The organism is Clostridium sp. AF19-22AC, assembly GCF_003479085.1.
Classification (GTDB): domain Bacteria; phylum Bacillota; class Clostridia; order Lachnospirales; family Lachnospiraceae; genus Faecalicatena_A; species Faecalicatena_A orotica.
The window spans coordinates 113,559-124,618 of the sequence record NZ_QUGN01000016.1; the positions used below are offsets into that span (position 1 = coordinate 113,559).

At 45.8% G+C, this 11,060-nt stretch carries 10 protein-coding genes; 8 read left to right on the forward strand and 2 right to left on the reverse strand.

The window, feature by feature from the left end:
- Positions 1-157: 157 nt before the first annotated feature.
- From DWX43_RS17795 to rlmD, 8 genes are all read left to right on the forward strand, one after another.
- On the forward strand, positions 158-1,558 hold the full coding sequence (locus tag DWX43_RS17795; protein WP_243099380.1) for a hypothetical protein: 1,401 nt from the start codon (positions 158-160) through the stop codon (positions 1,556-1,558).
- A 39-nt stretch (positions 1,559-1,597) separates the two neighbouring features.
- Complete coding sequence (locus tag DWX43_RS17800) at positions 1,598-3,082, forward strand: FGGY-family carbohydrate kinase (RefSeq protein WP_118621294.1); 1,485 nt, start codon at positions 1,598-1,600, stop codon at positions 3,080-3,082.
- A gap of 112 nt (positions 3,083-3,194) precedes the next feature.
- Complete coding sequence (locus tag DWX43_RS17805; protein ID WP_243099382.1) at positions 3,195-4,157, forward strand: aldose 1-epimerase family protein; 963 nt, start codon at positions 3,195-3,197, stop codon at positions 4,155-4,157.
- A 352-nt stretch (positions 4,158-4,509) separates the two neighbouring features.
- Positions 4,510-4,998, forward strand: a complete 489-nt coding sequence (locus DWX43_RS17810; RefSeq protein ID WP_109729663.1) for a DUF2798 domain-containing protein — start codon at positions 4,510-4,512, stop codon at positions 4,996-4,998.
- A 74-nt stretch (positions 4,999-5,072) separates the two neighbouring features.
- The gene (locus DWX43_RS17815; RefSeq protein WP_109729662.1) at positions 5,073-5,300 is read left to right on the forward strand and encodes an HPr family phosphocarrier protein; all 228 of its coding nucleotides are present in this window, start codon (positions 5,073-5,075) and stop codon (positions 5,298-5,300) included.
- Between the two features lie 278 nt (positions 5,301-5,578).
- Complete coding sequence (gene pcrA, locus DWX43_RS17820; RefSeq protein WP_118621295.1) at positions 5,579-7,807, forward strand: DNA helicase PcrA; 2,229 nt, start codon at positions 5,579-5,581, stop codon at positions 7,805-7,807.
- 124 nt (positions 7,808-7,931) lie between these two features.
- The gene (locus DWX43_RS17825) at positions 7,932-8,171 is read left to right on the forward strand and encodes a hypothetical protein (RefSeq protein WP_109729660.1); all 240 of its coding nucleotides are present in this window, start codon (positions 7,932-7,934) and stop codon (positions 8,169-8,171) included.
- A gap of 171 nt (positions 8,172-8,342) precedes the next feature.
- On the forward strand, positions 8,343-9,707 hold the full coding sequence (gene rlmD / locus DWX43_RS17830) for a 23S rRNA (uracil(1939)-C(5))-methyltransferase RlmD (RefSeq protein ID WP_118621296.1): 1,365 nt from the start codon (positions 8,343-8,345) through the stop codon (positions 9,705-9,707).
- Positions 9,708-9,788: 81 nt separating this feature from the next.
- Here the strand turns inward: rlmD and DWX43_RS27430 are convergent, their stop codons facing one another.
- Both DWX43_RS27430 and DWX43_RS27435 read right to left on the reverse strand, forming a co-directional pair.
- Positions 9,789-10,166: a tyrosine-type recombinase/integrase gene (locus DWX43_RS27430; protein WP_243099384.1), complete on the reverse strand. Its 378-nt coding sequence runs from the start codon at positions 10,164-10,166 to the stop codon at positions 9,789-9,791.
- Between the two features lie 264 nt (positions 10,167-10,430).
- Entirely contained in the window at positions 10,431-10,985 is a 555-nt protein-coding gene (locus tag DWX43_RS27435; protein ID WP_243099385.1) for an N-terminal phage integrase SAM-like domain-containing protein, read from the reverse strand.
- Between the last annotated feature and the right edge of the window lie 75 nt (positions 10,986-11,060).

The window sequence follows — 11,060 nt, forward strand, 5'->3', positions numbered from 1 at the left end:
TTTTCGTTTCGGAAGCGATCCCGGTTTTGCCAGAACGCAGTCCTTTCTTATTAGAATACCATGCGCGCGAACAAATTCAAAGTAAAAAGAACGGAATGCTATATATTGACGACAATCTTTCCGGTACAATGGGGATATAGATGAAAGGAGGCCGAATATGAAGAAAATGACATTTGCATTATGTTTCTGTAACAGAGGTTTTATGCCGGGAGAATTGATTTACGGCGCAAGAGAGGACATGGTTAAGGCGGTGACGGATGCCGGATATGAATACATAGCAATGGATGCCGGACTGACCAGATATGGGGGTGTTGAGACAAGAGAAGAAGGGCTCCTGTATGCGAAATGGCTGAAAGAGCATGAAGGACAGTACGATGGCGTCATATTTTCCATGCCGATCTTTGCGGACGAAAACGGAGCAATCACGGCACTTCAGGATGCAGGTGTGCCAATCCTGATGCAGGCATATCCGGATGAGCCGGGAAAAATGGATTTCGCACACCGAAGGGATGCCTACTGCGGTAAGTTTTCCGTGACAGATGTGTTCACACAATACCAGGTACCGTTTACGGTGATGAAGCCCCATGTTGTGCATCCGCTTTCTCCGGCATTTGCGGAAAATCTCAAAGATTTTGCGGCGGTCTGCCGGGTTGTAAACGGGATGAAACGTTTTAACGTGGGATGCCTTGGTGCGAGGACGACAGCTTTTAAAACGGTCAGATTCGATGAGATTACCCTGCAGAAATACGGGATTAACGTAGAGTCCTTTGATTTGTCTGAAGTCTTTTTCAAGGTAAACCAAAAGGCAGATGACGATAAAGCGGTGATAGAAAAGACAAAACGTCTGCAGAATTACACGGATTTTACGAAGGTGCCACAGAGCAATATGCTTACGCTGGCAAAGCTGGCAGTCGTAATTGATGAATATATCGAGGAATATAAGTTGGATGCGCTCACTCTGCGCTGCTGGAATGAAATGGAGACGATCCTGAGAGTCTGTCCGTGTGTCCTGCTCAGTGAGCTGAATGACAGGGGAATCCCGGCATCCTGCGAGATCGATATGTGTTCCGCGCTGACGATGCGCGCCATGAGCCTTGCCAGTGAAGAGCCGACAGCCGTTCTGGACTGGAACAATAATTACGGAACGGATGAGAACAAGGTGATCCTGTTCCACTGCGGGCCGGTGGCGCAAAGCCTGATGACGGGAAAAGGTACGGTTACAGAGCATAAGATGTTTGCAAAAGGAGACCCGGGATCAGGATGGGGCAGCAACGAGGGAAGAATCCGGCCGTTTGACATGACTTTTTCCAACTGCCAGACAAAGGACGGCAAAATCGTGGTATATGCGAGTGAGGCAAGGTTTACAGATGATCCGATAGAAGATAGTTTCTTCGGCTGCGGTGGTGTTGCAGAAATCCCGGGACTTCAGGATAAACTGATCAGACTGGCGCGGGGCGGGTTCAAGCATCATACGTCAGTCGGAGTAGGACATATGAAAGAGGTTCTGAAGGAAGCATTTACAACATATCTGCATTATGACTGGGTGGACCTGGATTAAAATCCGGGCGCACTTCACAGAGAAAACGAGGTGGATGTTATGAAAATAGCGGGGCTGGATATCGGTACAACCGGATGCAAGCTGACCGTATTTGACCAGACAGGAAAGTATCTCGATAAAGCGTATCAGGATTACCCTGTCACGAGAAAAAGTACAGAGCATGAAGTGGATGCAGAGGCGATCATGGAAGCTGTAATGTCTGTCATGAGCCTGATGGGGCACCGGTATCCTGATATTTCAGGAATCGGGGTGACCAGCTTTGGAGAGACATTCGTTCTGGCGGATGAAAACGGCGCGCCCCTCCATCCTGCCATGCTTTACACGGACCCACGTGGAGCCGGGGAGTGCCGGGAGCTGACTGAAAAAATGGATGGAAAGACCATTGCATCCATCACCGGGTTAAAACCCCATGAAATGTACAGCATTTCGAAGGTGATGTGGATGAAACGCAACAGGCCGGACGTGTATAATCGGGCAAAACATCTTTTCCTGATGGAGGATTATGTCGTATTCGGGCTGACTGGCACGGCCCAGATCGATTATTCACTGGCCTCGAGGACGATGGCTTTCGATATTACTTCTTTGAAATGGAGTGAGGAAATCTTTCGGATCGCGGACATTGATTTCAGCCTGATGTCGAAGCCGGTGCCGGCCGGAACCTCCGCAGGGTGCATACGGCCAGAGATTGCAGAGAGGACGGGACTTTCCACAGAGATGCAGATCATCTCCATCAGCCATGACCAGGTAGCGGCGGCAGTCGGCTCCGGTGTGTTCGACTCTGCAAAGGCAGTGGACGGCGCCGGGACCGTGGAGTGCATCACCCCTGTGTACGACGGCCTTCCGGAACTGGAGGTGATGTATGCCGGGAACTATGCGGTAGTTCCCTATGTAATTCCGGGGAAATATGTCTGCTATGCATTTTCCTACACGGGCGGCGCCCTGATCCAGTGGTGTGTGGATACACTTGCGAAAAAGGAAAAAGAACTGGCAGCCAAAGAGGGGATTTCCGTGAATGAATATCTGGAGGGGGATGCAAAGGAACCCACAGGACTACTGGTGCTGCCACATTTTGCCGGGGCCGCGACACCATACATGGATACCGGCTCAAAAGGGGCAGTCATCGGGCTGACGGCAGGAACCACAGTCAGAGATATTTACCGTGCCTGCATGGAAGGCGTGGTTTACGAGATGCTTGTGAATATGGAATGCCTGAAGGATTCCGGCATTCATTTTGATATGCTTCATGCGACCGGGGGCGGTGCCAAATCTGAGGTGTGGATGCAGATGAAGGCGGATATGCTCAATATCCCGATTACCGCGTTAAAAACGGCGGATGCCGGGACGGTGGGAAGTGCCATGCTGACCGGAATTGCAGTCGGTTGTTTTGAGAATCTGGAGGATGCGGCTGCACATATGGTGGAACGGAAGAAAGTGTATACACCTGATCCACAGATGCATGAAAAATACATCGAAGTGTATCAACGTTACCGCAGGCTATATCAGGCGGTACGCCCGCTTGTGTAGAGTTTGTGCGGGAACTGGGAAAACATGACGGCAGGCCTCATCACCGGAGGTGTATTTTAGCAGGCCTGTGTCGTATCTGTTAACTGGCAGACAGTTAGAAAGGCGGTAAGAAATGATGAATCCATATATAGGACACGATTCCCAGATTTATGGAATAGAGGAACACCGGTTAGTGGGCGGAAAGGGTGACGGGATGCGCCTGCTGGAAGTGACGAATGGCAAGGGGCTGGAGCTGACAGTCTCACTGGACCGCAGCGCAGATATATCCAGACTGCGTTACCGGGGCATAAATATGTCTTATTTTTCACCGTGTGGATATGTGGCACCGGCATATTATGACTCAAAAGAAGACGGATGGCTGAAATCTTTTACGGCCGGATTCCTGACGACATGCGGACTTCAGGCAGTGGGGGCGCCCTGCACAGACGACGGGGAGGTACTGCCGCTGCACGGCTCCATTGCGAATACGCCTGCGGAGGCCGCATACTGGTTCGAAGAAGACGGGGAGCTGGTGATACGGGCAGTGATAAAAGACGAGGGCATCTTTGCACGGAAACTCCGCCTGAACCGTGAGATCCGTGTCAGCCTTGAGGAAAATGAATTTACCATAAAGGATACGATTGAGAATACGGGTGACAGCAGGACCCCGATGGAAATCTTATACCATATGAACATGGGATACCCCCTGCTGGACGAGGATAGTATTGTGGAAATCCCTTCCTATGAAGTGACCGCACGTGATGACCATGCTGCGGAGGATCTGGATAACTGGATGAAGATGATAAAGCCGGAAGCCGGATATGTGGAACGCTGTTATTATCATAAATTCCGGGAAGAAGGAAGGGCATCTATCTTTCAGCCGAAACTGAATCAGGGACTGGAGATTCTGTTCGATTCGAAGGAATTGGACGCATTTGTTGAATGGAAAATGATGGGTGTCAGGGACTATGTTCTGGGACTGGAATGCGGCAACTGTTATCCGGACGGGCGGGATGTCATGCGCCGGAGTGGAATGCTGAAATTTCTGGAGCCGGGGGAAAAGAAGGTTTATAACGTGAAAGTGCGTATGATGTGATGTGTATAAACAGGCGGGTCCTCCCATTGGCAAAAGTGTCTGCATTTATTAAAAAATATCTGTCAGCTATGTGGAACCTGACGAAATTGCAAAAAGTACTTACACACACTGTAAACATCTGTTAGAATAACAGCATCTTAAGTGAGAGCAGTTCCTATTAAAAAACGGGGACTACTGTAACTGAATAAAGATTAAATGAGAATGGTAGTGAAGATTATAGTCCTATAATTGTAACGAAAGTTATGAGATGGTCTGTATTTTCGCTGCCTTTTTTGCTGTTTAAAATTCGGTAAAGGCTTAAGACAACAGGTATGCATAAAAATAGTGAGTATGAGACAGGAGGAACAAAAACATGCCAAAAACAAAATTTCAGGAAATTATTTTTACAATTATTATGGTGATTGTAATGGTATACGCACTTGTTGTGTATAATATCTCTCTGGATAAAGGGGGATTAACAAACGAGGTCTTTTACATCGCTCTCGGGGAGCTTGTTATTATGGGGATCGTGGGTTTTATTCTGGAGATGCTGATCGCCGGACCGCTTTCAAAAAAGCTGGCCTTCAGACTGGTGACGCCGGGGAAGGATAAGCCGATTTTCGTGATCCTTGCTGTATCCGCAATGACAGTCTGCCTGATGTGTCCGATGATGAGTTTTGTCGCAACTGTTCTGTTCAAAGGAGTGGATTCACAGCTGGTATCAAAATGGATTCAGACATCTGTAATGAACTTTCCGATGGCATTGTGCTGGCAGATCTTCTTCGCGGGCCCGTTTGTGAGATGGGTCTTCGGGCACCTTTTCCCGGAAAAAGATTTAGAGCTGGCTGCGGAGGCAGAATAAAAAGCAGAATAAAAATAAAAGCAGGTACACATGATGAGAGGACAGAATAAATTGAAACAGGAGGATCTAAATCAATGACTACAAGAAATATTCAGTTTTCTAATATGGAAGAAGTTATGGACTTCTGCAGTGTATGCAAGAATATAAAAGCAGATATTGATGTCAGACATAAGAATAAATGGATTGACGCAAAATCACTTCTCGGCCTGATGAGCCTTGATCTGGGAGAAAAACTGGAGCTCGTTGTGTACGGGGAGGAGACAGAAAATGTGGACAAATATTTCTCAGGATATTATTCCTGATTTCAGGCTGAGTATAATGAATTGTCAAACACACCCGGGGAAACCTACAGAAATTTTCATAAAGTTAAGAGCAGGTCAGCGGCAGCAGCACGCTGGCCTCTTTTTTGTAAGGTACAGTCTGAATAGTAATCTATTTTCTGTATTATAATGATGACTTAACAGTTTTACGTGACAGGACAAGGATTTTATATTATAATCACATAGGTGAGAACCCGGAGCATCAGGAGTTTTTTCCGGGACAAAGAATGAGTTTTGTGCATGGCAGACGGGAGATACATATGAGCATATACGATACTTTAAATGAACAGCAGAGAGAAGCGGTATTCCACACAAATGGGCCACTTTTGATACTGGCAGGAGCCGGATCAGGAAAAACGAGAGTGCTGACCCACAGGATTGCTTATTTAATAGAAGAAAAGGGTGTGAATCCGTGGAACATTCTGGCAATTACATTTACAAACAAGGCCGCGGGAGAGATGCGTGAGCGTGTGGATAAACTGGTCGGTTTCGGTTCGGAAAGCATCTGGGTGAGTACATTCCACTCAACCTGTGTGAGAATTCTGAGAAGACATATCGACAGACTTGGATATGATAATAATTTTACGATTTATGATGCAGACGACCAGAAAACACTGATGAAGGATGTATGCAGACTGATCGATATTGATACAAAGGTTTACAAGGAACGGAATCTGCTAAGTGCGATTTCTTCTGCGAAAGACGAATTGATCATGCCGCAGGAATTCGAACTGAATGCGGGTGGGGACTATGGAAAGCAGAAAATCGCGAAGGTTTACCGGGAGTATGAAAAGCAGCTCCGCGCGAATAACGCACTTGATTTTGACGACCTGCTTGTGAAGACGGTGCAGTTGTTCCAGACCCAGCCGGATATTCTGGAGTATTATCAGGAACGTTTCCGCTATATTATGGTGGATGAGTATCAGGATACGAATACGGTCCAGTTCAAGTTTGTGAGCCTTCTTGCGGGAAAATACAAGAATCTGTGCGTGGTAGGTGATGACGACCAGTCTATCTACAAGTTCCGCGGGGCAAACATCAAGAATATACTGAACTTCGAGCAGGAATACCATGACGCCAGAGTGATCAAGCTGGAACAGAATTACCGGTCCACCGGCAATATTCTGAATGCGGCAAATGCCGTGATCAGAAACAATGTGGGCCGTAAGGATAAGTCTCTTTGGACGGAAAACGGGGAAGGCGAGAAGATTCAGCTGCGCCAGTTTGATACCGGGTATGATGAGGCAGATTTTATTGCAGGGGATATTAAGAAGAATGTCAGCAACGGTGCTGCTTATAACGACCATGCCATCTTATACCGTACGAATGCCCAGTCACGTCTGTTCGAGGAGAAATTTGTGGCTGCAAATATTCCGTATAAAATCGTAGGAGGCATCAATTTCTATGCGCGCCGCGAGATCAAAGACCTTCTGGCATATTTAAAGACCATTGACAATGGGAAGGACGATCTGGCGGTAAGGCGTATTATCAATGTCCCGAAGCGGGGAATCGGACTGACGACGATCAACAGAGTGCAGGAATCGGCCCTGGAAAGAGAAATCGGTTTTTATGAAGCACTTCAGGGACTGGACCTGATCCCGAATATCGGGAGGAGTACTGCAAAGCTAGACTCCTTTGTGGCATTGATTGAATATTTCAAGGGATTTGCCCAGAACGAGAGCATTTCTGACCTGATGAAAGAAATCATTGAAAAGACAGGCTATGTGGAAAATCTGGAGGCTGAGGACAAGGAAGATGCCCAGACGAGGATTGAAAATATCGATGAGTTGTTAAGTAAGATTGCCGCGTATGAGGAAAAATGTGCAGATGAGGATGAGAAGCCTACCCTGAGCGGTTTTCTGGAGGAGGTAGCTCTGGTTGCAGATATTGACAGTCTGGATGAAGCACAGGATTACGTCATCCTGATGACATTACATAGTGCAAAAGGTCTGGAATTCCCCCGTGTTTATCTGGCGGGGATGGAAGACGGACTTTTCCCGAGCTATATGACCATCACATCAGATGACAATGAAGATCTGGAAGAGGAGCGCAGGCTCTGCTATGTAGGAATCACACGTGCCGAGAAGGAACTGACAGTCAGCTGTGCGAGAAGAAGAATGATCCGCGGGGAGACGCAGTACAATAAAACATCCCGTTTCCTGAAAGAAATCCCATCCGAACTGATGGAAAACGGGAATACGTTCGAGGAAGATGTCGAAATGCCGACCCAGAATGCTTATTTTCAGGCAAAACAGGCGTTCAAACAGAAAGCCTTCACCACAGGTAAAACAGCAAAACAATTTGCTGTTTCGAAGGAAAAGGGACTCGACTATACGGTTGGAGACAGGGTCAGACACATAAAGTTCGGCGAAGGGCTGGTAACCGATGTAACTGAGGGTGGCCGTGACTTTGAAGTGACGGTACAATTTGACTCCGCCGGAGTTAAAAAAATGTTTGCATCATTTGCACGCCTTCAGAAAATAAGTTAAAGGGTTACAATTTTTGCAATTAAAATGAAAATTTGGCATAAATGAGTAGTAATCTGAAAATGATAGTGATATAATAACTTAAAGTAAACCTGTATTGATAAGACGGGGAAAGGACGTGGATAATATGAGCAAAGTAGAGGAATTAATCGCTGAAACAAAACTGAATGAATTACTGCGTAAGAAAGAAGACGAAAAGCAGAAAAATACAGTACTCTGGGTTCTGGCAATCGTTGGAGCTGTAGCGGCAGTAGCTGCTATTGCATATGCAGTATACCGTTTCTTCACACCAGATTATCTGGAGGATTTTGAAGAAGATTTCGATGATGATTTTGACGATTATTTTAGTGAGGAAGACCAGGTATAGAAAACCAAATACCAAAAGGGAATCCTGGAATCAAGGCCCTGCGGGCTGGCCAGCTGTTAAGGCTTAAGGCTATGGAATGAATAAAGCGAATAATGGACAGGATGTGGAGCTTACTGCACCCTGTCTATTTTTACGTTATAAGAAACAAAGGTTATAGGACTGGAGGCAGAGATGAAAAAAGGACAAGTATATGAAGGCACGATCGAAAAGGTGGAATTCCCCAATAAAGGCCTTGTTTGGATCGCAGAGGAAAAACGCTATGTGACAGTAAAAAATGGAATCCCGGGGCAGAAGATCCGTTTCGTTGTCAATAAATTTAAAAGAGGAAATGCAGAAGGGCGGCTTCTGGAAGTCATGGAAAAGTCCCCTCTGGAAAAAAGGGACCCTGTCTGCAGCATATTCCCTGCCTGCGGCGGCTGCATGTATCAGACCATGCCTTATGAGGAACAGCTGAAAATGAAGGCACAGCAGATAAAAGAAATAATCGATTCGGCCGTAAAAACAGAATATGAATTCGAGGGAATTCAGGCAAGCCCGAAGGAATTCGAGTACCGTAACAAGATGGAGTTTTCCTTTGGCGACGAATACAAAGACGGCCCCCTTTCACTGGGCCTCCATAAAAAAGGCAGTACCTACGATGTACTCACGGCCGGAGATTGCAGGCTTGTGCACCCGGACATGAACCGTATCCTTCTCTGCGTGCTGGAGTATTTCAAAGAAAAAGGCGCCGGCTATTACAAAAAAATGCAGCACGAAGGATACCTCCGCCATTTACTGGTGAGACGGGGAGACACAACCGGAGAAATTCTGGTGAATCTGGTGACAACCACACAGGAAGAGTACGACCTGCAACCATTGGTTGATAAACTTCTGGCTCTGGAGTTGGAAGGCAGGATTGTTGGAATCTTGCACATTCTTAATGATTCACTTTCTGATGTGGTACAGAGTGATGAGACTCGGATTCTTTACGGACAGGATTACTTTTATGAACAAATCATGGGAATGGAATTTAAAATCACGCCATTTTCCTTCTTCCAGCCCAATTCCAGAGGCGCCGAAGTCCTGTATAATACCGTGCGCGAATATATCGGGGACATCAAGGACATGACGGTATTCGACCTGTTCAGCGGGACCGGCACCATTGCCCAGGTACTCGCCCCTGTGGCAAAACAGGTCATCGGAGTAGAGATCGTCGAGGAGGCCGTTGAGGCCGCACGTGAGAACGCAAAAAGAAACGGTCTGGATAACTGCAGGTTCATTGCAGGGGATGTGTTCAAAGTTTTAGATGAGATAGAAGAGAAGCCGGATGTGATTGTGCTCGACCCGCCGAGGGACGGGATACACCCGAAGGCACTGCCGAAGATACTGGACTATCAGGTGGATAAGATCGTGTATATCTCCTGTAAAGTAACAAGCCTGGCGCGGGATTTGGAGATGATGCAGGGGCGGGGGTATGAAGTTGTCAAGTGCGTGGGGGTGGATCAGTTTTGTGAGACGGTGCATGTAGAGACGGTCGCGCTTTTGACCCGTAAATAGGCGGATTGGCAATAGATTTATCCAACAAAATAAGTGTTTTGTCTACCATTTGCCTACCCTTTTTTCATGGGGTAGGCAGAATTATTTAACAGCTCTTTCAAAAATTTCAACGGCGTTGTTTTGCAGTTTATCCGTATTAAAGACATACCTCTTTAGGGTGGTTTTAATATCTTTGTGTCCCAGCCGTTCCATAACCGTTCTTGGCCAGGCTCCATTTTCAGCAAGTATGGTTCCGTGGGTATGGCGCAGGCAGTGGTGATGGAATAATGGATTGTTTAGGGAATAGTGAATTACCCTGGCGCAGTATTTAAACGTGTCTGTGTTTGTTAGCTCACTGTTCTCTTTAACAGCATCGGGCCATATTTCCTTATAAGGCACCAAAATATCAGCCCTAGCCTGAACGATAGTTTCGTTGTCATCCAAATAAGTCTTCAAATAATACGGACCATATTTCAGCATGTTTTTCTTTCTAGTCAATATTTCATTTAATAATTCATTCTCTATCTTAATTGTACGGAAAGAGTCATGTTTGGGATTACAGAAAACCTACCTTTTATCATCACGTTTTTGCATTTGGTGGCTTATTAATAGAGTTCTATTCTCAAAATCAATATCTTTTAGCAGATCAATACCATAACTTTCGCCTATGCGTGTCCCGGCGTAAAAACCTGTCATCAAGGGCAGATAAAAGTGTGTGTCAGAAAAGTATGAAATAATTTTCTCCTATTCTTCAAGAGGTAGTATATAATCAGTTTTTGCTTGTGCATCTTGGTTTATTGGGACTTTCGGCACTTTTACATAGTCACAGGGATTGTATTTTATATATTTACGCGGTTGCACGGCATAGTTTAAAGCCCCAGACAGGCAAGCCAACGCATTAGAAATCATGCTTTTAGACAGTCCCTTTTTGATTTTTAAATCATCCACCCAAAGCTGAATGATATCGGACTTCAGTGAGGCAAGACGATATTTTCCCATAAAGGGTTTTATATGGATTCGTATTTTACTTTCATAATCTCTCTGAGTATTATACGAGAGATGCTTTTGAACATAGTTTTTAAACCAATAATCCAGATAATCTGCAACTGAAATTGTTGAGGGTTTGAAGACTCTGCTGGATTGATCGTATTCTGCCTTTGCTTTAGTTCTAGCTGTTATGGCATCTGCCTTTGTCCTGAATCCACCCTTAGAAATAGGATTACGCTTTCCACCAATGCGTGCCCCTTCAAAACTATATTCCCATGTTTTACCTCTTTTTCTTGTTCTTAATTCTCCCATTGTACCTTCCTCCTAGTATAAAATAGTGTATAAAAAAGCTGAATTGAAAAAGTAAATTCCAGTGCAGGACTAAAT

Bases quoted from the DNA above. Each gene is read 5' to 3' on its own strand.
- pcrA (WP_118621295.1), top strand. From the start codon at position 5,579: ATGAGCATATACGATACTTTAAATGAACAGCAGAGAGAAGCGGTATTC.
- rlmD (WP_118621296.1), top strand. From the start codon at position 8,343: ATGAAAAAAGGACAAGTATATGAAGGCACGATCGAAAAGGTGGAATTC.
- DWX43_RS17800 (WP_118621294.1), top strand. From the start codon at position 1,598: ATGAAAATAGCGGGGCTGGATATCGGTACAACCGGATGCAAGCTGACC.
- DWX43_RS17805 (WP_243099382.1), top strand. From the start codon at position 3,195: ATGATGAATCCATATATAGGACACGATTCCCAGATTTATGGAATAGAG.
- DWX43_RS27435 (WP_243099385.1), bottom strand. From the start codon at position 10,985: ATGGGAGAATTAAGAACAAGAAAAAGAGGTAAAACATGGGAATATAGT.
- DWX43_RS17795 (WP_243099380.1), top strand. From the start codon at position 158: ATGAAGAAAATGACATTTGCATTATGTTTCTGTAACAGAGGTTTTATG.
- DWX43_RS27430 (WP_243099384.1), bottom strand. From the start codon at position 10,166: ATGCTGAAATATGGTCCGTATTATTTGAAGACTTATTTGGATGACAAC.
- DWX43_RS17810 (WP_109729663.1), top strand. From the start codon at position 4,510: ATGCCAAAAACAAAATTTCAGGAAATTATTTTTACAATTATTATGGTG.
- DWX43_RS17815 (WP_109729662.1), top strand. From the start codon at position 5,073: ATGACTACAAGAAATATTCAGTTTTCTAATATGGAAGAAGTTATGGAC.
- DWX43_RS17825 (WP_109729660.1), top strand. From the start codon at position 7,932: ATGAGCAAAGTAGAGGAATTAATCGCTGAAACAAAACTGAATGAATTA.